The organism is Rhizobium sp. NZLR1b (assembly GCF_019685155.1).
Lineage (GTDB): Bacteria > Pseudomonadota > Alphaproteobacteria > Rhizobiales > Rhizobiaceae > Rhizobium.
Window position 1 is genome coordinate 40,176 of record NZ_JABDWC010000035.1, and the last position, 20,232, is coordinate 60,407.

19 protein-coding genes and 2 pseudogenes are annotated in these 20,232 nt (G+C 62.0%); 10 read left to right on the forward strand and 11 right to left on the reverse strand.

What is annotated here, in order from left to right:
* The first annotated feature begins 109 nt into the window (after positions 1-109).
* A complete protein-coding gene (locus HJB84_RS31260) occupies positions 110-1,009 on the forward strand; it encodes a ribokinase (protein ID WP_221117804.1) in 900 nt (299 codons plus the stop codon).
* A 155-nt stretch (positions 1,010-1,164) separates the two neighbouring features.
* On the opposite strand, the gene ptsN is transcribed toward HJB84_RS31260, so the two are convergent.
* The 7 genes from ptsN to lptC form a co-directional block, all read right to left on the reverse strand.
* The gene (gene ptsN, locus HJB84_RS31265; protein WP_003570770.1) at positions 1,165-1,629 is read right to left on the reverse strand and encodes a PTS IIA-like nitrogen regulatory protein PtsN; all 465 of its coding nucleotides are present in this window, start codon (positions 1,627-1,629) and stop codon (positions 1,165-1,167) included.
* A gap of 70 nt (positions 1,630-1,699) precedes the next feature.
* Positions 1,700-2,275, reverse strand: a complete 576-nt coding sequence (gene hpf / locus HJB84_RS31270; RefSeq protein WP_007633740.1) for a ribosome hibernation-promoting factor, HPF/YfiA family — start codon at positions 2,273-2,275, stop codon at positions 1,700-1,702.
* 291 nt (positions 2,276-2,566) lie between these two features.
* The gene (locus HJB84_RS31275; protein ID WP_207582666.1) at positions 2,567-3,481 is read right to left on the reverse strand and encodes a DMT family transporter; all 915 of its coding nucleotides are present in this window, start codon (positions 3,479-3,481) and stop codon (positions 2,567-2,569) included.
* 88 nt (positions 3,482-3,569) lie between these two features.
* The gene (rpoN, locus tag HJB84_RS31280; protein WP_207582665.1) at positions 3,570-5,123 is read right to left on the reverse strand and encodes an RNA polymerase factor sigma-54; all 1,554 of its coding nucleotides are present in this window, start codon (positions 5,121-5,123) and stop codon (positions 3,570-3,572) included.
* Between the two features lie 221 nt (positions 5,124-5,344).
* A complete protein-coding gene (lptB, locus tag HJB84_RS31285; RefSeq protein WP_007633745.1) occupies positions 5,345-6,121 on the reverse strand; it encodes an LPS export ABC transporter ATP-binding protein in 777 nt (258 codons plus the stop codon).
* A gap of 40 nt (positions 6,122-6,161) precedes the next feature.
* Positions 6,162-6,812 carry an LptA/OstA family protein gene (locus tag HJB84_RS31290; protein WP_207582664.1) on the reverse strand — a complete coding sequence of 217 codons (651 nt, stop codon included), beginning with the start codon at positions 6,810-6,812 and terminating at the stop codon, positions 6,162-6,164.
* Between the two features lie 15 nt (positions 6,813-6,827).
* Complete coding sequence (gene lptC / locus HJB84_RS31295; RefSeq protein WP_207582663.1) at positions 6,828-7,493, reverse strand: LPS export ABC transporter periplasmic protein LptC; 666 nt, start codon at positions 7,491-7,493, stop codon at positions 6,828-6,830.
* Positions 7,494-7,718: 225 nt separating this feature from the next.
* Here lptC and sppA point away from each other — a divergent pair, with 225 nt between their 5' ends.
* The 3 genes from sppA (at position 7,719) to HJB84_RS31310 (ending at position 9,498) form a co-directional block, all read left to right on the forward strand.
* A complete protein-coding gene (gene sppA / locus HJB84_RS31300) occupies positions 7,719-8,669 on the forward strand; it encodes a signal peptide peptidase SppA (protein WP_207584241.1) in 951 nt (316 codons plus the stop codon).
* Between the two features lie 29 nt (positions 8,670-8,698).
* Positions 8,699-8,998 (forward strand): integration host factor subunit beta, encoded by a 300-nt coding sequence (locus HJB84_RS31305; RefSeq protein ID WP_221117805.1) that lies wholly within the window; start codon positions 8,699-8,701, stop codon positions 8,996-8,998.
* Positions 8,999-9,165: 167 nt separating this feature from the next.
* Entirely contained in the window at positions 9,166-9,498 is a 333-nt protein-coding gene (locus tag HJB84_RS31310; protein WP_164006301.1) for a DUF1049 domain-containing protein, read from the forward strand.
* A 33-nt stretch (positions 9,499-9,531) separates the two neighbouring features.
* On the opposite strand, the gene HJB84_RS31315 is transcribed toward HJB84_RS31310, so the two are convergent.
* Positions 9,532-9,966: a GNAT family N-acetyltransferase gene (locus tag HJB84_RS31315; protein ID WP_221117806.1), complete on the reverse strand. Its 435-nt coding sequence runs from the start codon at positions 9,964-9,966 to the stop codon at positions 9,532-9,534.
* 50 nt (positions 9,967-10,016) lie between these two features.
* The gene (locus tag HJB84_RS31320) at positions 10,017-10,472 is read right to left on the reverse strand and encodes a carbon monoxide dehydrogenase subunit G (protein WP_207582661.1); all 456 of its coding nucleotides are present in this window, start codon (positions 10,470-10,472) and stop codon (positions 10,017-10,019) included.
* Positions 10,473-10,540: 68 nt separating this feature from the next.
* Here HJB84_RS31320 and HJB84_RS31325 point away from each other — a divergent pair.
* From HJB84_RS31325 to HJB84_RS31350, 6 genes and pseudogenes are all read left to right on the forward strand, one after another.
* Positions 10,541-11,190, forward strand: a pseudogene (locus HJB84_RS31325) (NUDIX hydrolase).
* Positions 11,191-11,286: 96 nt separating this feature from the next.
* Positions 11,287-12,384: a class I SAM-dependent methyltransferase gene (locus HJB84_RS31330; protein ID WP_207582660.1), complete on the forward strand. Its 1,098-nt coding sequence runs from the start codon at positions 11,287-11,289 to the stop codon at positions 12,382-12,384.
* Entirely contained in the window at positions 12,381-13,241 is an 861-nt protein-coding gene (locus HJB84_RS31335) for an RNA methyltransferase (protein ID WP_207582659.1), read from the forward strand. The genes HJB84_RS31330 and HJB84_RS31335 overlap by 4 nt, the downstream gene beginning before the upstream one ends.
* Positions 13,238-13,741, forward strand: a complete 504-nt coding sequence (gene lspA / locus HJB84_RS31340; RefSeq protein WP_207582658.1) for a signal peptidase II — start codon at positions 13,238-13,240, stop codon at positions 13,739-13,741. The genes HJB84_RS31335 and lspA overlap by 4 nt, the downstream gene beginning before the upstream one ends.
* A 55-nt stretch (positions 13,742-13,796) precedes the next feature.
* Entirely contained in the window at positions 13,797-16,076 is a 2,280-nt protein-coding gene (locus HJB84_RS31345; protein ID WP_221117807.1) for an ATP-binding protein, read from the forward strand.
* A 108-nt stretch (positions 16,077-16,184) separates the two neighbouring features.
* Positions 16,185-17,063 carry a GNAT family N-acetyltransferase gene (locus HJB84_RS31350; protein WP_221117808.1) on the forward strand — a complete coding sequence of 293 codons (879 nt, stop codon included), beginning with the start codon at positions 16,185-16,187 and terminating at the stop codon, positions 17,061-17,063.
* 79 nt (positions 17,064-17,142) lie between these two features.
* Here HJB84_RS31350 and HJB84_RS31355 read toward each other — a convergent pair.
* Together HJB84_RS31355 and HJB84_RS31360 are read right to left on the reverse strand one after the other, a co-directional pair.
* Positions 17,143-17,620 (reverse strand): annotated as a pseudogene (locus HJB84_RS31355) (murein L,D-transpeptidase family protein).
* Between the two features lie 213 nt (positions 17,621-17,833).
* On the reverse strand, positions 17,834-20,119 hold the full coding sequence (locus HJB84_RS31360) for an NADP-dependent malic enzyme (protein WP_207582655.1): 2,286 nt from the start codon (positions 20,117-20,119) through the stop codon (positions 17,834-17,836).
* Positions 20,120-20,232 lie beyond the last annotated feature (113 nt).

Here is a 20,232-nt window from a genome sequence, read left to right on the forward strand (position 1 = left end):
AGCAGGAGCATGATGTCTTTCGAAAACCGCGCACACTTTTCGGCATCATGCTCTATCGAAGAAGTGGAGCATGCCGTCGCCGCATGCCCCAAAAGACGGGACACCCTTGATGATAACAGTTTTCGGGTCCATCAACATGGACCTCATCGCCACGACCGAGCGCCTGCCGAAGCCCGGCGAAACGGTGGCCGGCAACGGTTTTGCCACAGCCGCCGGCGGCAAGGGCGCCAACCAGGCGCTGGCAGCGCGGCGCGCCGGCCGCTATGTGCATATGGCCGGCGCCGTCGGCAAGGATAGCTTCGCCGCCGATGCCCTTTCCCTGCTCGATGATGCAGGAACCGATCTTTCTCTCGTCAAACATGTCGACGGTCCCACCGGCACGGCGCTGATCCTTGTCGGCGGCGACGGCGAAAACATGATCGCCGTCGTTCCCGGCGCCAACGGCCTGGTCGCGCCTGAGGATGCCGAGACGGCGATCGGCGGCATGAAGGAAGGCGATATCCTGATGCTGCAGCTCGAAGTGCCGGCTGCAGCCGTCGAACGCGCCCTGTCGACCGCCAGCGCCAAAGGCGTCACCAGCATCCTCAACCTTGCTCCTTTGATCCCCGATGCGCCGCGTCTCGGCCGACTTGCCGATATCGTCATCGCCAACGAGACCGAGTTCGAGCGGCTAGCCGGCCAAGATGGCATGGATGCGCAGGCGCGTGAGGCAGCCCTGACCCGGCTGCATGCCGAAACCGGCCAGACGTTGATCGTGACGCTTGGCGGCGACGGCGTCGTCGCCATCCGCGATGGGGCGGTTTCAAGGGCGCAGGGTCTGAAGATCGAACCCGTCGATACGGTCGGCGCCGGCGACACCTTCTGCGGCTATTTCGCTGCGAGCCTCGACGAGGGCCTCGATTTTGCCTCGGCGCTGCGCCGTGCGGCCGTTGCCGGTTCGCTCGCCTGCCTCAAATCAGGGGCACAGCCTTCGATCCCTTCGGGTGAAGACGTCGCAGCCCGGATATAGCGGGGTTTCCTTGCGAAGCCGCCGGTAAAACTCCTGCTGTTTCAGGGAATTCCGGCGGTTTTTGCCTGACGCGCATCGCATCGAAGGTGATTCATGCGGCGCGCTTTCTGCAGATCCTTATCGCAAAACTGCTGCACAGGTTTGCAGGGCCTGGTTCACGCAGCGTTCGACGTCTGCTCTTCATTGAGGAAGGCGTAGATCGCCGAAGCGGAATCGGTGGCGCGCAGCTTGGCGACCAGATCGTGATCGCGCAGCACGCGGGCAATCCGCGACAGGGCCTTGAGATGATCAGCACCCGCGCCCTCCGGCGCCAGCAGCAGGAAGACGAGATCGACAGGCTGGTCGTCCAGGGCCTCGAAATCGACAGGCTGCTCCAGCCGGGCGAAGATGCCGACGATCGAATGGATGTTGACCAGCTTGCCGTGAGGAATGGCGATGCCGTTGCCGACGCCGGTCGAGCCAAGGCGTTCGCGCTGCAGGATGACGTCGAAAATCTCCCGTTCGGAGAGCCCGGTGATCCTGGCGGCTCTTGCGGCCAATTCCTGAAGCAGCTGTTTCTTGGAATTTACTCTGAGGGCGGGAATGATCGCATCCTGATGGAGCAAATCTGCCAATGCCATTTCTTTTTCCTTCTGTCGCCTTGATCAAATGCAAGGAGCGGCGGCAATACCGCCGCTCATAGCCCTGATCTCAGCCTTTGATATTGGCTGAATCGATCCAGCCAATATTTCCGTCGTGCCGACGGTAAACGATATTCAGATGTTCCTTGCCGGGGCTGCGGAACAGGAGAAGCGGCTCGTCGGTCATGTCGAGCGCCATTACGGCGGTGGCCACCGACATGGTCTTCAGCTGCTTCGTGCTTTCGGCGACGATCGCTGGCGCGAAATCGTCGGGGATTTCATCTTCGTGGTCAGGAACGGAATCCATGACCGTGTAGGCGACTTCTGCAAAACCGTTCAGATGGTTTCCGGCGTGATGGTCCTTCAGCTTGCGCTTGTAGCGGCGCAGCCGTTTTTCGATGCGCTGGGAAGCGGCGTCGAAAGCCAGCTGCGGGTCCGTCGCCTCGCCGGCCGCATGCAGCACCACCCCACTGTCGAGATGAAGCTTGCAGTCTGCCGAGTAACGAGAACTCGCCTTTTCCACGGTCACCTGACCCGAATATCCCCCGTCGAAGTATTTCGTGATGGCCATACCAATTTGGTCCTCGATCTTTTGACGGAACGAGTCACCAATTTCCATATGTTTACCGGACACACGCACACTCATGGAGTTTCCCTTCTTATCGTCGTTTGCGGGTATCAGTTTACGCCAAGCCTCAGGTTCATCCAAGCACTTCGCGCAATCTCAAGCAAGATCGGCGTCAGCCTGGGGGTCCTTGGTGCCCTTCTGATGCTGGGGATAACTCCAGACGCCGTTTGCGGCATCGATTGCGGCGGGCTTCTAGCCAGCCGTTGTCGAAAAGTCAATAGGGCGAAAAACCGCGATGCTAATGCGCGTGCTGCGTGCGACAGGCGCGTGCGAATACAGGGCCTGCCGCCGACCGCCAGCCAATGATTTCTAGACACTTCTCGCCTTGATTGCACTCACCCTTGCCGGGATCGTCATGGCTGCGACACCGAGGATGACGCAAACGAGTCCAATCCAGGCCGTCGGGCTCAGCCTTTCGCCGAGGAAAACGATGCCGATCGTCACTCCGATCGGCACCCTGAGATAGGCTTGCGACGTCGTTCCGACCGAACCCAGCGTCTGGACGAGACGGAAATAGATCGCAAAGGCAAGGGCCGTCGAAAAGGCGGAAAGAGCCAGCAGCGCCAGGATCGATGCGCCCGAGGGATCGAGCGTCCACGGCCGGTCGACGACGAGGCTGACCGGCAAGAGTATGACCGCGCCTGAGATCAACGAGCCGGCCGCCGGCACGGCGGGTTCGAGCCCCTTGAAGTTCTTGCTGAAAATCGCCGCGCCTGCATAGCAGGCGGTCGCCAGGATGATGGCGAGTTGCGCCATCAGGCTTTTGCCGAGACCGCCGAGCACCTCGACGCCGATGACCAGGCAGATACCGGCAAGCCCTGATATGACGCCGAAAAGCTTTCGCGCCGTCACCTGCTCATGGCGGGCTATCAGCACGGTCAGCAGGAAGGTGAAGATCGGCGTTGCCGAATTGAGGATCACAGCCAGCCCGGCATCTACGGACTGCTCCGCCCAGGCGATCAGCGTGAAGGGAATGACGCTGTTCAGACAGGCCTGAATGAAAAAACGCCGCCACATCGCGCGGTCACTGGGCAGGCGGATTCGTCGATAGCGGAGGACGACAAGCAGGATGCCGCCGGCAATCAGCGTGCGGACGGCGATCAACGTCACCGGCGGGATCGTCTCGACACCGATCTTGATGAAAGTATAGGAGGCCCCCCAAAGGGTTGCCAGCACCAGCAGCAGGAGAAGCTCCCTGGCAAGCTTCGGATTGTGCGGCGTCATGGTCGGCTTTCCCAAGTTCGTTCAAGACGTCAGAGAAATAGCGGGATTTGGAGCTCGATGCTTCGATCAAGACCGAAGCATTGCGGCGTCAGAAGCCGGCGACCTTGGCGAGCGCCCGCTTTTCGCGGCGCCGCTGGACCGAAGAGGCGATGTTCATGGCCTCCCGGTATTTCGCAACCGTGCGGCGGGCGAGATCCACGCCGCCCTTCTTCAGCATGTCGACGATATCGTCGTCGGAGAGCACCGCGTCAGGGCTCTCCTGCATGATCAGCGCGCGGATCTTGTGACGCACGGCTTCGGCCGAATGGCTGTCGCCACCGGCGACGGCGCTGATCGAGACGGTGAAGAAATATTTGAGCTCGAAGAGACCGCGCGGCGTCAGCATGTATTTGTTCGAGGTGACACGGCTGACGGTGGATTCGTGCATCTTGATCGCCTCGGCGACCGTCTTCAGGTTCAGCGGACGCAGGTGGTCGACGCCGTAAAGCAGGAAGGCGTCCTGCTGGCGGACGATCTCGCTTGCCACCTTCATGATGGTCTTCGCCCGCTGGTCGAGGCTGCGCGTCAGCCAGTTGGCGCTCTGCAGACAATCGGAGAGGAAGGCGTGATCTTCGCCATTCCGGGTCACGCGGGAAAAGTAGGACTGGTTGACGAGCACCCGCGGCAGCGTATCCGGATTGAGCTCGACCAGCCAGCCGGTGTCCGAGGAGACTCTGACGACCACGTCAGGCATGATCGCTTCGGAAACACCGGCTTCGAAACCGCTGCCGGGCTTGGGATTAAGCTGGCGGATTTCACCGAGCATGTCGAGAAGGTCCTCCTCGTCGACGCCGCAGAGCCGTTTCAGCGTGGCGAAATCGCGTCGCGCCAACAGTTCGAGGTTTTCGACGAGCGCCTGCATGGCCGGGTCGTATCGATCCTTCTGCCGGAGCTGGATCGCCAGGCATTCCGCGAGACTGCGGGCGAAAACCCCCGGCGGATCGAGCGTCTGGAGGGCGGCAAGCACGCGCTCGGCGGCCGTGAGGCTGGTGCCCAGCCGCTCACCGGTCTCGACTTGCAGATAACCGGCATCGTCAAGCTGATCGACGAAGTTCTGCGCGATCAGCCGATCGGCAACGTCAGGCAGGACGAAGGGAATCTGCTGGGCGAGATGATCGCGCAGCGACACCTGTCCGGCGACGAAATCGTCGAGATCATAATCAGCGCCCTCGCCGCCGCTGCCCGGCATCGATTTCCACTGGCCGACCAGCTCCGGCGCATCGAGGCGCTGCGGCGCGCTGTCATCGGGAAAGACATTGGTATAGTTGGCGTCGAGTTCGTCGTTCAGCCGGCTGGTGCTGGCACTGCCGCCATTGTCGTACCAGTCGCTGGAGAGCGCTTCGGTGCGGTTGTCGTAGCCGTCGTCCGAGCCTGCATCCTCCGGCGGATGACCATAAGGCTCGTCTTCGGCTTCGCCACGTTCGCCCCCTGCCTCGCCGTCATTCGACGGAAATTCGAGCAGCGGGTTCTTCTCCACTTCCTGGGCGATGAACTGGCTGAGTTCGACATGCGTCATCTGCAGCAACTGGATGGATTGCATCAGTTGCGGTGTCATCACCAGGGATTGGTTCTGGCGCAGGAAAAGACTGGCGGACAGTGCCATGACGGACGCGAAACTCCCTCGATTCCTCCGGGAAACCGCGTCCGATCAAGGCTTCAGGCCGCGGAAGTCCAACTGGCCCAAAAATTGCTTTTTTATCTCATTTGGTCAAGCGGAACTGTGTCGGCGCGGTTAATTTCTGTGGTGGGACAGGTGCAGCCGGAAGGCCTGCGCCGTTTCAGGACGACTGGGGCGCACCTTCTCTGTCTTGGCATCGTCCGCGTTCAGAGGCTGAAATTGTCGCCGAGATAGAGCCGGCGCACTTCCGGATTGTTGACGATGTCATTTGCCCGGCCATGGGTCAGCACCTCACCGGCATGGATGATGTAGGCCCGGTCGATCAGGCCTAGGGTCTCGCGCACATTGTGGTCGGTGATGAGAACGCCGATGCCGCGCGCGGTCAGGTGGTGGACGAGATTCTGGATGTCGGCGACCGAGATCGGGTCGACGCCGGCGAAGGGCTCGTCGAGCAGCATGAAGGTCGGATCGGTCGCAAGGGCGCGCGCGATTTCGAGGCGGCGACGCTCACCGCCTGACAGAGCGACGGCGGCAGTCTTGCGCAGCTTCTGGATATGAAACTCCTCCAGCAGCTCGTTCAGCTTCTGCTCGCGCTCGGCCTTGTCCTTGACATGCACTTCGAGCACGGCACGGATATTCTCTTCCACGGTCAAGCCGCGGAAGATCGAGGCTTCCTGCGGCAGGTAACCGACGCCGAGGCGTGAGCGGCGGTACATCGGCATGGTCGTGACATCGTTGCCGTCGATCTCGATCGTGCCTTCATCCACCGGCACGAGGCCGGTGATCATATAAAAACAGGTGGTCTTGCCGGCGCCGTTCGGTCCGAGCAGGCCGACGGCCTCGCCCCGGCGCACCACCAGAGAGACGCCGTTGACGACCCGACGCGTCGCATAGGTCTTCGTCAGACCGCGTGCGATGAGCGTTCCCTGATAGCGGCTCTTGTCGGCGGCACCCGCAGCTTGTGGCCCGGGCTTGCCGAACATGGTTGATAGCGATGATAATTTCACGTGGGAGGCCGGCTTCTCAGTTCTGCTTCTGCTGTGCATTCGGCTGCGATTTCGGATCGAGCTGAATCTGGACACGACCGCCGCAGCTTTCAAGCTCCGCCTGGCCGGTCTGCATGTGAACCGTCAATTTGCAGCCGGTGAAGACGTTCGGCCCATCCGACAGAATGACCTTATTTCCCTGATCCGCCGTCAGGGTGAATGTCTGCGAGGCCATGTCGAAATTGCCGTCATCGGCGGTCGCAGTCTGCGTGCCCGAGGTCAGCAAGACCTTGTCCGTCACCAGGATCTTGTCGATATCGGCACTTCCCGATGCAAGCGAGGCCGACTGCTGCGGCTGCGTTGCCGGTTGGGCGGCAGGTTGCGCCCCGTCCGCCGCCGGCTTTGCCGCCTTGTCCTTGTAATAGACGGTCATCTTGCCGGACTGCATCGTCGTCGTCCCCTGAACGACCTTGACTTTGCCGGTGAACAACGCGGTGTGTTCCTGGTCGTGAATCTCCAGCTTATCGCTTTCGATCTGGATCGGCTGGTCGTTGGAAAGCTTCATGCCCGGCATCGAGGCCGTCGCCTGCTGCGCGCCCGCGCCCGATGCCGTCAGAATAAGGGCAAACGCGCCGGCAATGAACGCCAGGCCAGTCTTGCAAGTGGAAATGCGACAATCTTTTGTCATGGATGACCCGGCTGGTTAAGTGCCCTGTTTATGGATGGTGGATGGATCGACATTCATGCGAACATTTCCCTCGAATGTGATCACGCGCCCCTTATCGGTTATCTGGAGCGTCTTCGCAACAATGGAGGCATTGTCCTTGGTGATGGTGACGGGGTCGTCGCTCTTCATGTTTCCGCCCTTGATGTCGAGCTGGGCGGACTGGAAATTCGCGTTGAGGCCGCTGCTCAGCACCAGGGTGAAGGGGGCCGTCATATGCAGGTTGTCGGTAGCGCGATTGTAATCCGCCGTCGAGGCGACGACACGGGCGATCAGCCCGTCATTCATCGGCACGGCAGCCTTGATGGTCTCAAGCGTGATGAGATCGGGATTGCGGATATCCTGCAACGCCCTTTCGGCGAGCATCGAATAGTTGATGCCGTCGGAATTGCGTCCAGCGATCGCCGGCTTTTCCATCACGACCTTGCCGTTCTCGATCTTGGCGCCTTCCATCTTGATATTCTCGGGCAGATAGATGCTAACCAACGCCACCGCCGTCAGGCCAGCCGCGATGATGAGGGCCGCCACCGGCAACAAGATCTTCAGCCGCCGCACGCGGGCGGAATGGAACAACGCATCGCCATAGGCGCTCTTGCCGGACCTGGCGTAGGCGGCATGTCCGTTGTTCTTCAGGGTATCGAGCATAGGCCTCGTCCATGTGCGGTGATCGCCGCGCCTTCATAACAAAGGCGGCCCGCCAATCACAGTTCGTTTCGCATTATTACATTGGCTTGCCAATATGGAATTTTTTCTGCAACAAGCAACAAAACGGAAAAACATCAAAAAGTGGCATTCGTACGCGCCGCTGCCACCTATTTCACCGGATTGGTCGGCTGCATGCCGAAGCCGGTGCCAGCGCTGGAGGTTTCTATGGACAGTTCGATGATTGCCGATCGCCGGCGGCTGCGCCGCAAGCTCTGGTTCTGGCGCCTGCTCGCGGTGGCCCTCGTCGTGGCGCTTGGTTTCGCCTTCTACAGCTTCACCGTCGGCGACACCAAGACGGGCCGCCCGCATATCGCCCATGTGACGATATCGGGGCTGATCGTCGACGATGACGAGCTTCTGGAGCGGCTGAAGAAGGTCGAGACCAGCGACCAGGTAAAGGCCGTGGTGATTTCGATCTCCTCGCCAGGCGGCACCACCTATGGCGGCGAAAAAATCTTCAAGGCGATCCGGGCGATATCAGCCAAGAAACCTGTCGTCTCCGACGTGCGCACGCTTGCCGCTTCGGCCGGCTACATGATCGCCACTGCCGGCGACACGATCATCGCCGGCGACAGCTCGATCACCGGCTCGATCGGCGTCATCTTCCAGTATCCGCAGATCCAGCCGCTGCTCGACAAGATCGGCGTCTCGCTGCAGGAGATCAAGTCCTCGCCGCTGAAGGCCGAGCCCTCGCCCTTCCACGAGGCGAGCGAGGAAGCCAAGGCAATGATCCGCAATATGGTGGTCGACAGCTATAACTGGTTCGTCGATCTGGTCGCCGACCGGCGCAAGCTGCCGCGCGACGAGGTGCTGAAACTCGCCGATGGCACGATCTATACCGGCCGCCAGGCGCTGAAGGTGAAACTCGTCGATACGATCGGCGGCGAGGCGGAAATCCGTGCCTATCTCAAATCGCGCGGCGTCGACGCCGACCTGCCGATGGTGGACTGGGACAAGAAGAGCAATACGCCCTTTCTGCTCGCTGGGGCTGTTTCGCGGTTGATTACGATCTTCGGTTATGATGATCTCGTGAAAGGCCAGGATATCAATGGAATCCTGCCCCCAAAGTTGCTTCTTGACGGGCTGCTTTCAGTTTGGCAGGTTGGCCACGATTGATAAGAAATCAATAATTTAAGGGGGCGAACGTGATCAAGTCCGAATTGGTGCAGATTGTTGCGGCACGCAACCCGCATCTCTATCATCGCGATGTCGAGAATATCGTCAACGCGGTTCTCGACGAGATCACGGATGCACTGGCTGCTGGCAACCGCGTCGAATTGCGCGGCTTTGGCGCGTTTTCGGTGAAGAACCGCCCTTCCCGCTCCGGACGCAACCCGCGCACCGGCGATACCGTCTTCGTCGAGGAGAAGTGGGTTCCCTTCTTCAAGACCGGCAAGGAGCTGCGCGAGCGGCTCAATCCCGGCCAGGCCTACGAAGAGGATTGAGTCTCAGCCGCCTGCGGCGAATCCGCACTTGAACTCGAAGGCCGTTTTCCTATTCTGCTTGCATATCGGCCCCGAAAATCGGAATCGATTTTCGGGGCCGATGCGTTGATTAAAGGCTTGAAACGCGCCAGGAAAGACCGGCGCAATCCGGCATGTGGAGACCTCAAATGGCCAAGAAGATCGTCAACCTGTTGATTCTGCTGCCGCTCGGCGTCATCCTCATCATCTTTTGCGTCGCCAACCGGCAGAGCGCTACGCTCGCCTTCAACCCGTTCCGGCCTGACGATCAGGTGCTTGCAATTTCTGCGCCCTTCTTCGTCTTCCTGTTCATTGCCCTGATCACAGGCATGCTGATCGGTTCAGCCGCCACCTGGTTCAGCCAGGGCAAACACCGCAAGCGCGCCCGCACCGAAGCCAAGGAAGCCATCCGCTGGCAGGGTGAAGCCGACCGCCACAAGAACCGCGCCGAGGAAATCGCCGGGCAGCTGCCGTCGCGGTAACAGGCTCAATGCCGGGGACGCTTCGGCGGTCGGTCAATCCGGAAAAAAGCTCAGTTCCTCGTAGTCGCCCTCCGGCGAGGTGCCGTTGCCGGTCACCTGGAAACCGTGGGCGAGGTAGAACGCTTTCGCTCTGCCGTTCTTCACCAGGCATTTCAGCCGGTACCGGTGTTGCGGCCATTCGGGCAGCGCCTGCAGCAGCGACGTACCGGCACCAAAGCCCTGGAAGTCCGGGCTGATATAGAGCATGTGAATGAAATCATCGGCCGGCCAGAGCGACAGGAAGCCGGCTACACTGCCGTTTTCATGCTCGCAGACGAAGACCGTCTCGCCATTGGTATGGGCGGCAAAATCCTCGCGGTAGAACTTGCCGGGGTCGACCCAGACGAATGTTTGGCGACGCACGGAAAGATAAATCTCCGCGAGCATTTCCTGGTCTTCCGCGCGCGGCGGCCTGATTGTCCACGTCATGACGTCGATTTAACCCAAGCCCCTATCCCCGCCAAGCCCAAAGCGCGCGATCAGCCGGCCGCCATCTTCGCGATGACGGCGGCATTGATATCCGAAAAGAACCGTTCGGCGAGCTTCTGCGAGGTCGAATCGAGCAGGCGTGCGCCGAGCTGGGCGAGCCTGCCGCCGAGTTCGGCTTTTGCCCGATAATGCAGGATGGTCTCGGCGCCGCTTTGCTCGAGCACGATATCGGCACTGCCTTTGGCGAAGCCGGCAAGACCGCCCTTGCCCTCGGCCGACAGCGTGTAGCTCTTCGGCGCATCGACATTGGAAAGCGTCAACACCCCATGGAAGGTGGCCGACAACAGGCTGAACTTGACCTTGATCGTCGCCTCGAAGGCATCTGGCGACAGCCGCTCGATGCCCTGGCAGCCTGGAATGCAACCGCGCATGATTTCAGGATCGTTGAGCGCTGCCCAGACGACGTCCCGCGGCGCGGCGATGCGTTCTTCGCCGGTGAAGTCCATTCGATAGCCCCATCTCCGATTCGTCCACCTTATCCCAGTGGAAAAGCCTTTTGCCAAGGCGGGGAGGAATGTTATCTCGCTCGTTGCGGAGCAAGGAATTGGCGATGAGTGACGAATTGAAGCCCTGGAGCGTTACGGCAAGCCGCATCGCCTATGAGGACCGCTGGATTCGGGTCCGTAGCGACGATTGCGTCACCGCCGATGGGACCGTCATCGCGCCCTTCCATGTGCTCGACTATCCCGACTGGATCAACGTCGTGCCTGTCATGCCCGACGGCGTGTGCTGCTGACCCGGGAATATCGGCACGGGCGCGGCGAGATCCTCCACGGCCTCGTTGCCGGCGGCGTCGAACCGGCGGACAGCGAGATCGGCGATGCGGCGTTGGCGGCAGCCAGGCGCGAACTGCGGGAAGAGACCGGCTATGAAGCCTCGACCTTCGTCAAGCTGCTGACCTCCTATCCGAATGCCGCAAGCCACAGCAACGCGGTGACGAGCTGGCTGGCGCTCGGCCTCAGCAGGGTCGGCGAACCGCGTTTCGACCCCGGCGAGAAGGTCGAGCTGCTGTTTGCGGATCTTGCCGCCATCCTTGGCGACCTGCAATCCGGCGCGCTCATCATGCAGTCGATGCATGTCGCAGCCCTCTATGCGGTGGAAAGCTGGCTTCGCAGGCAGTCGTCCGAAGGCTTGGAAATTACTGCCATGCCGGCGCGCAGTTGATCCGGCACGGTTTTCTGGGCTACTGCATACTTCAAAGGGCGCTGTGAAGGACGCAGACCCATTGTGATACCCCCGACAGAGACGCGGAAGAGCACGTTGAAACAGAGAGAACGCCGGCCAGGCCAGAAGAAGACCTCAGGTTCTTCTGGTGAAAGCCGCAGGGACGATCGGGCCAGCCGGCCGCCGAAGCCGGTCGCGCAGCCTGCGGCCAGCCGCGAGACGGTGCGCGAGGCGGCTGTGCCTGCCGCTATCGAGCGTCCGCTGATGACCCGCAGCGGCGAGCGTCCGACCGAGCGCGTGCCCGTCATCCTCGAATCGCTCGGGGCCGGCGACTTCCACCTGATCGACAGTGGCAACGGCGAAAAGCTCGAGCAATACGGCCCCTACCGTATCATCCGCCCGGAGGCCCAAGCGCTATGGCGGCCATCGCTGCCGCCGCATGTCTGGGAAAAGGTCGATGCCGTCTTCACCGGCGATACCGACGAGGAAGGCACCGGCCGCTGGCGCTTCCCCAAGGAGGCGTTGGGCGAGGCCTGGCCACTCAATCTGCTCGGCGTCGATTTCCTCGGCCGCTTCACATCCTTCCGCCATGTCGGTGTCTTCCCCGAGCAGATCGTGCACTGGAGCTGGATGAAGGACCAGGTCGAAAAGGCCGGCCGGCCGCTGAAGGTGCTGAATCTTTTCGGCTATACCGGCGTCGCCTCGCTGGTTGCCGCCGCAGCCGGCGCCGAGGTCACCCATGTCGACGCGTCGAAAAAGGCAATCGGCTGGGCGCGCGAGAACCAGGCGCTCGGGCGCATGGAGAAGCTGCCGATCCGCTGGATCTGCGAGGATGCGATGAAATTCATCCTGCGTGAGGAACGTCGCGGCAGCCAATACGACATCATTCTCACCGATCCACCGAAATTCGGCCGCGGCCCGAACGGCGAAGTCTGGCATCTATTCGAACACCTGCCATTGATGCTCGATGTCTGCCGCGAGATCCTGTCGCCGAAGGCGGTGGGTCTGGTACTGACGGCCTATTCGATCCGCGCCAGCTTCTATTCGATCCACGAACTGATGCGCGAGACGATGCGGGGCGCCGGCGGGGTGGTCGAATCCGGCGAACTGGTCATCCGCGAAGCGGGCCTCGACGGCAAGACACAGGGCCGCGCGCTTTCCACTTCCCTCTTTTCCCGCTGGGTGCCGAAATGAGCAAGGACTTCCACGATCAGGGACCGCGCAGGGTCGGACAGGTGAAGGAAGTCACCTCGCTTGCCAATCCCATCATCAAGGACATCAAAGCGCTGACGAACAAGAAGTCGCGGGAGGAAAGCGGGACTTTCCTGGCCGAAGGACTAAAGCTCGTCATCGATGCGATCGAACTCGGCTGGACGATCCGCACCCTGGTTTATGCCAAGGCGGCCAAGGGCAAGCCGCTGGTCGAGCAGATGGCGGCGAGGACCGTCGCCTCGGGCGGGCTGGTGCTCGAAGTCAACGAAAAGGTGATTGCCTCGATCACTCGCCGCGACAATCCGCAGATGGTGGTCGGCATCTTCGAGCAACGCTGGGCGCCGCTTAAGGGTATCCGGCCGAGGGAGGGCGAGACCTGGGTGGCGCTCGACCGGGTGCGCGACCCCGGCAATCTCGGCACCATCATCCGCACGGCGGATGCAGCCGGCGCTTCCGGCGTCATTCTGATCGGAGAGACGACCGATCCCTTCTCGCTCGAAACGGTGCGGGCCACCATGGGCTCGGTCTTCGCCGTTCCGGTCGCACGCGCAACGCCGGAGGAATTCATCGCCTGGCGGAAATCGGCCGGCGTTTCCGTGGTCGCGACGCATCTTGCCGGCGCGGTCGATTACCGCACGATCGACTACCGGAAAAAGCCCGTCGTGCTGTTGATGGGCAACGAGCAATCCGGCCTGCCGGACCAGCTGGCCAGGGAGGCCGACGCGCTTGCCCGCATTCCGCAGCAGGGCCGCGCCGATTCCTTGAACCTTGCCGTCGCCACTGCCGTCATGCTTTTCGAAGCCCGCCGCCATCTCCTCTCACTTGCCGAGGGCAAATGACCGAACAGACGTATGCCCGCCCCGCGCTGTTTTCGCGCCCGGCGCCGATCCTCTTCTTCATCGTCGTCGCCGTTCTTATCGACCAGGCCGTCAAGATCGCCGTCGATCATTACCTGCCGCTGCAGGAGGCCGTGCCCGTTATTCCGATGCTGGCGCTCTACCGCACCTACAATCTCGGCGTCGCCTTTTCGATGCTGTCGGGCATGGACGGCTGGTTCATCGTCGGCATGCGGCTCATCATCGTCGCCTTCGTCATCTGGCTGTGGAACCGCACGGCGAAGGACCGCTGGCTCGCCCATCTCGGTTATGCGCTGATCATCGCCGGCGCGATCGGCAATCTCGTCGACCGCTTCGCCTATGGCCATGTGATCGATTACATTCTTTTCCACACCGAAAGCTGGTCCTTCGCGGTGTTCAATCTCGCCGACAGCTTCATCACGATCGGGGCCGGCTGCGTCATTCTCGACGAGCTGCTGCTGCCGAAAAAGGCCGGCCGCTAAAATCTTATCGAATTCCTGAAGGCATTCGGAAGAGGCCTCATGTTATCAAAATAGCATGCAGAGTCTGGGACAGTTGCAGGAAAGATTGTCCGCCGCCTTCGGCGGACCCGCCGCCAAGCCGCATGAAGAGCGGATGGGGGCCTCCTCCTTGCGACCGCCCGCGTCGGCGCCTGAGGCAGCCGATGACAACGAAATGGGGCCGGCAACGACACGGCGCCTGCTGGTCTACTGGCTTGGTGGCGCCGGCCTTCTTACCGCGATGATCCTGACGCTGCTTGCCCATGCCGGCGATCCGCTGCTGCTTTCGGGCGGTCTTGTCGTTCTCGGCCTTGCCGTCATCGCCAGTTACGCCGTCCTGATGGTTCGCCGGCGCATAGCCCCGCCCGGCGGCAAATCCCTGCCGGATTGGAACGATGGCGCAAAGCTGTTTGCCGACGTGCACGACGTACTCGGCGACATCACCGTCAGCCGCAGCATGGACCGGCGCATCATCTCTGCCAACGACACGTTTCGCCGCCTGACCGGGCGGCTGCGTCCGGAAGGACGGAGTTGCGAGGAGATCGGGCTTGCCTTCCGCCCCGGCCCGATACCGCACTGCTTTGACGTCGAGATCTCGACGCCGGACGGCCAGCGCATCTTTCTCTGGCGCGACGTCGTCACCCGCGACCCGGCAAACGGCCGTCTGCTGCTGCAGAGCGTCGCGCGTGATGTGACCGACGAGCGGCTGATCGCGCAGGGCCGCGAGGAGGCCCGCCAGAAGGCCGAATATAACAGCGCCGCCAAATCGAGGCTGCTTGCGACCGTCAGTCACGAGGTGCGCACGCCGCTTTCCGGCATCCTCGGCATGACGCATCTGCTCGCCGAGACGCGGCTGACGCAGGAGCAGCAGAACTATCTCGCCAATATCCGCCAGTCCGGCCACGCGCTGACCCAGCTCGTCGAGGATCTGCTCGATTTCTCCACCATCGAGGTCGGCCGCTTCGCGCTGCACCCGCGCTCGGAATCGCTGCGCAAGCTTCTGGAAAGCGTTGTCGAGATGCTCGCCCATCGGGCGCATGAAAAAGGAATCGAGATCGGCGCCACGGTGTCATCCGACGTGCCGGAAAATATGAGCTTCGATCCGGCGCGGCTGCGCCAGGTTCTGTTCAACGTCATCGGCAATGCCGTGAAGTTCACCCAGGTCGGCGGCGTCTTCATTCGCGTGACGCTCGACGCAGACGACCTATCGATCACCGTCACCGATAGCGGTCCCGGCATGACAGCGGAGGAGCAGGCGCGCGTCTTCGGCGAGTTCGAGCAAGGCGGGACCGGTGCCGACAGGAGCAGCGGCACCGGGCTCGGCCTTGCCATCTCCGCCCGCATCATGCGCGAATTCAACGGCACGCTCACGGTCGCGAGCGAAAAGGGCAGAGGCAGCGAATTCACCATCCGCTTCCCTGTCGATATCGGCAGCGAGCGCCCCGACAGGCGAAATACGCTGCTTGCCGGCAACAGCGTCGTGCTGTTGGCGCCGGCGGGTGCCGCGCGCACCGCCATCGCCGAGACGATCACCACGCTCGGCGGTCTCTGCCATCTCGTCGCAGACGGCGAGAGCGCGCGGGCAGCGCTGCTCGGCTTGGCCAACGGCGGAAAGCGGCCGACCGATATCATCATCGACCATCGCATGTCGGCGGAATTTTCCGCCCATCTTGCCGACCGCGCCGAAATCGCCGCCCTTGGCCTGCGCAAGGTCCTGCTCGTCAATCCGGAAGAGCGCAGCGCCCATCCGCTCGACCTCTTCGATGCCTGGCTCATCCGGCCGTTGCGCGAACAGTCGCTGATCGACGTGCTGCGCGGGCGCATGCGCGGCATGGAGAAGCGCGACGCGCTGAACGACAATCAGCCGGGCTTCGGCCTTTCGGTGGCGGAGACGCTGGTTACAGCCAGCGGGCTCAACATCCTGCTTGGCGAGGACGATCCGATCAATGCCATGCTGGTGCGCGTCGTGCTCGAAAAGGGCGGGCATAATGTGCGCCATGTCGAGGATTTCGAGGCGCTGCTCGACTGCGCTCTCTGCGAGGCGAATGCCCGGCCCGATATCATCATCAGCGACCTGTCGATGCCTGGCGGCAACGGCATCGACATGCTGGGACGCCTGCGCGGCCACGAAAGGCGGCTCGACCTTGCCCCGGTACCGGTGATCGTGCTCACCGCCGACAAGAGCGACGAATCGCGTCGTCAGGTCTTGTTGAACGGCGCCAACCGCGTCATGGTAAAGCCCGTCGACCCGGTTCGGTTGCTGACCGAAGTTCAAGCGGTCGCCGCACTTTCCGCCCGTCGGGCAGAGGCGCGGTAACGTGCCGCGGGGCCAGCATGCGTCTTGCGCTGGGAAATCCAATATGTCACTTTCCTGTCGCAGAGAAGTGTTTTATGGCGTCGATAAACCGGCAACGGGAGAATCGTCATGTCCGCCATCGACATCCTGAATCGTGACACCACCGCCGAGGCTGCACCGCCCCCGACGGCGGCTGCGCAGAAGGACGGCGATATCCTCGGCCGCATCGGTAATCTGGAAACCCGCCTCGCCCGCACGGCGCGCGAAATCGATGCCGCCCAGGCCGTACGCTACCGCGTCTTCGTCGACGAAATGAAGGCACAACTGCCGCTTGACGCCATGCGCCGCCAGCGGGATGTCGATGCCTATGACGCCTTCTGCGACCATCTTCTCGTTCTCGACCGCACGATCGAGGGTGATCCGGAAGACCAGATCGTCGGCACCTACCGGCTGCTGCGCCAGGATGTCGCCCTCTCCAATGGCGGTTTTTACTCGGCTTCCGAATTCGAGATCGACGACCTCATTGCCAAACATTCGGACAAGCGCTTCATGGAGCTTGGCCGTTCCTGCGTGCTGCCGGAATACCGCACCAAGCGCACCGTCGAACTCCTGTGGCAGGGCAACTGGGCCTATGCGCTGAAGCACGGCGTCAGCGCCATGTTCGGCTGCGCCTCGTTCCCCGGCGTCTATCTGGAAAGCCATGCGCTGGCGCTGTCTTTCCTCTACCACAATGTGCTGGCGAAGAACGAATGGGCCGTCAGCGCACTGCCGCATCTCGCCCGCAACATGGACCTGATGCCGGTCGAGGCGGTCAACCCGAAGCGGGCGCTGATGGCGCTGCCGCCGCTGATCAAGGGTTATATGCGCCTTGGTGCGATGGTCGGCTCCAGCGCCGTGGTCGATCATGCCTTCAACACGACCGACGTGCTGATCGTGCTGCCGATCTCCAGCATTTCCGACCGCTACCTGAATTATTATGGCGCCGACGCCGGCCGTTTCGCGAGCTAAACGCTGAAGCCTTTGTTTTTATGCATGTCGTTGTCCCGAAACCGCTGCACACTTTCGGGCGGCATGCAGCTGCAATGCTTCAGGGCACGATCTCTATCGGTGTCTGGTTGGGGACACGCGCCCAAATATCGCGCATCTCCGCGTTGGTGACGGCAATACACCCGTCGGTCCAATCCCACAGTCGATGATATATCCGAGCAGGCCCCAACCATTGGGAAGCCCGCGGATCACGATATTGCCGCCAGGCGGAAAGCCACCGGCTTCGGCGTTGTGCCGATCATCCGGGTTTGGATAGGAAATGTGCAGACTGAGATGCGCCATGGAGTCTGGATTTCGCCAGTCGATTTCGTAACGCCCTTCTGGTGTTTTCTCGTCACCTTCTCGTTGCTTTGGACCCGCATCGGCAGATGACCCCAGAGAAACCCAGTATGTCGAGATGGGCGCATCGCCTCTGAGAAGGACCATGCGACGTTCGGATTTATAAACGCGAATGAGGTCAGCCCGCGCTGCTCCAACGGCGCATCTGGAGGCGGCGAGCCGGAGCCGACCTTGGCCATCAATTTCGTGTAAGCGAATAGGCTGGCGACCACGACGGCCGAAACGACAAGTTTGTTCTCAACATGATCCTCGCCTTTAAGCGGGCGGAAGGGGCTTTATCTTATCCGCGCCATGCAGAAGATGCCGCTCTCGCCGCCATTCTATAGCCGCGCAAGTACCTGCCCGACGCGCTGTCGGCCAAGCACTGAATTCCGTCCCTATGCGGGAGAAAGTTACGAACCCGCGCCATAAGCGGCGATCGCCGCCATGTTGACGATGTCGCTGTCCTTGGCGCCCATCGAGGTGATCTGCACCGGCTTGTCGACGCCGACGAGGATCGGGCCGATCACCGTGGAGCCGCCGAGCTCCTGCAGCATCTTGGTCGAGATCGAGGCCGAGTGGAAAGCCGGCATGACCAGCACGTTGGCAGGACCGGACAGGCGGCAGAACGGATATTGCTCCATCACCTTGCGGTTCAGAGCGACGTCGGCGGCCATCTCGCCGTCATATTCGAAATCGACGCGACGCTTGTCGAGGATTTTCACCGCCTCGCGCACCCGCTCCGAGCGTTCGCCGGAGGGATGGCCGAAGGTGGAATAGGCCAGCAGGGCGACACGCGGCGGATAGCCCATGCGCCGCGCCAGACCCGCAGCCTCTTCGGCGATATCGGCAAGCTCCTCGGCTGTCGGCATGTCGTGTACGGCGGTATCGGCCACGAAGACCGTGCGGCCGCGGCAAAGCGCCAGCGATACGCCGATGATGCGGTGGCCGGGCTTCTTGTCGATGCAGCGGCGCACATCTTCGAGCGCCGTCGAATAGTTGCGGGTGATGCCGGTCACCATGCCGTCGGCGTCGCCGAGCGCTACCATGGTGGCGGCGAAATGGTTGCGGTCGTTGTGGATCAGCCGCTGGGCGTCGCGGTAGAGGTAACCCTGCCGCTGCAGCCTGGCATAGAGATAGTCGATATAGGCCTCGACCCGGGTCGAAATACGGGCATTGACGATCTCGAGGCCCGGCCGGTTGAGATCGATGCCGGCGCGTTCCGCCGTTGCCCGGATCAGATCCTCGCGGCCGAGCAGGATAGCGGTGCCGAGCTGCTGGTTGGCATAGGACATCGCGGCTCGCAGGACCTGTTCCTCCTCGGCCTCGGCAAAGACGATCCGCTTCGGATGCCGGCGCACACGCTCGTAGAGCCGTGCCAAGGTCGAGGCGATCGGATCGCGGCGTGCCGAAAGCTCGCGGGCGTAACCGGCCATATCGGTGATGACCTTGCGGGCGACGCCGCTTTCGATCGCCGCTTCAGCGACCGCGACCGGGATCGCCGAGATCAGCCGCGGATCGAAGGGAACGGGGATGATGTATTGCGACCCGAAACGCGGCCGGTTGCCCTGATAGGCGGCCACCACGTCATCGGGCACATCCTCACGGGCGAGGTTTGCCAGCGCCTTGACGGCGGCGATCTTCATCGCGTCGTTGATTGTGGAGGCACGGACATCGAGAGCGCCGCGGAAAATATAGGGAAAACCGAGGACGTTGTTGACCTGGTTCGGATAGTCCGAACGGCCGGTCGCCATGATGGCGTCATCGCGGATGCGGGCCACCTCTTCCGGGGTGATCTCGGGATCGGGATTGGCCATGGCGAAGATGATCGGCCGCTCGGCCATCGAGCGGATCATTTCGGCCGAAAACGCACCCTTCTGCGACAGCCCGAAAACCACGTCGGCGCCCTCCATCGCCTCTTCAAGCGTGCGCGTGTCGGTCTTTGCCGCATGCGCCGATTTCCACTGGTTCATGCCTTCGGTGCGACCCTGGTAGATGACGCCCTTGGTGTCGCAGAGGATGATGTTCTCAGGCGCAAAGCCCATCGCCTTGATGAGCTCGATACAGGCGATCGCCGCAGCACCGGCACCATTGCAGACGAGCTTCGTCGTCTTCAGGTCGCGGCCGGTCAGCTCCAGCGCGTTGATCAGGCCGGCGGCGGCGATGATTGCCGTTCCGTGCTGGTCGTCATGGAAGACGGGAATATCCATCAGCTCGCGCAGCCGGCTTTCGATGACGAAGCAGTCCGGCGCCTTGATATCCTCGAGGTTGATGCCGCCGAAGGAGGGGCCGAGGAAACGCACGCAATTGATGAACTCGTCGACATTTTCCGTATCGATCTCGAGGTCGATGGAATCGACGTCGGCGAAGCGCTTGAACAGCACCGCCTTGCCTTCCATGACCGGCTTGGAAGCCAGCGCACCGAGATTGCCGAGACCGAGGATCGCCGTGCCGTTGGAAATGACCGCGACCATGTTGCCCCGCGCCGTGTAATCATAAGCCGTCTGCGGGTCGGCGGCGATCGCCTTGACCGGCACGGCAACACCCGGCGAATAGGCAAGCGAGAGGTCGCGCTGCGTTGCCATCGGCTTGGTCGGGACGACTTCCAGTTTCCCTGGGCGGCCCATGGCGTGAAATTCAAGCGCCTCCTGGTCGGTAACTGATGTCGCCGGCCGGTCCTTCTTATCGATATCGGGCATAAATCCTCCAACGTCTTGTGGGCGACGCTTTGCTCTTCCTCAAATGCTGTTGTCATCTATAGCGGCGCGCGGATAGGGTTGGCACCTGTTTTTTTGGGAAAACCCGCACCTCC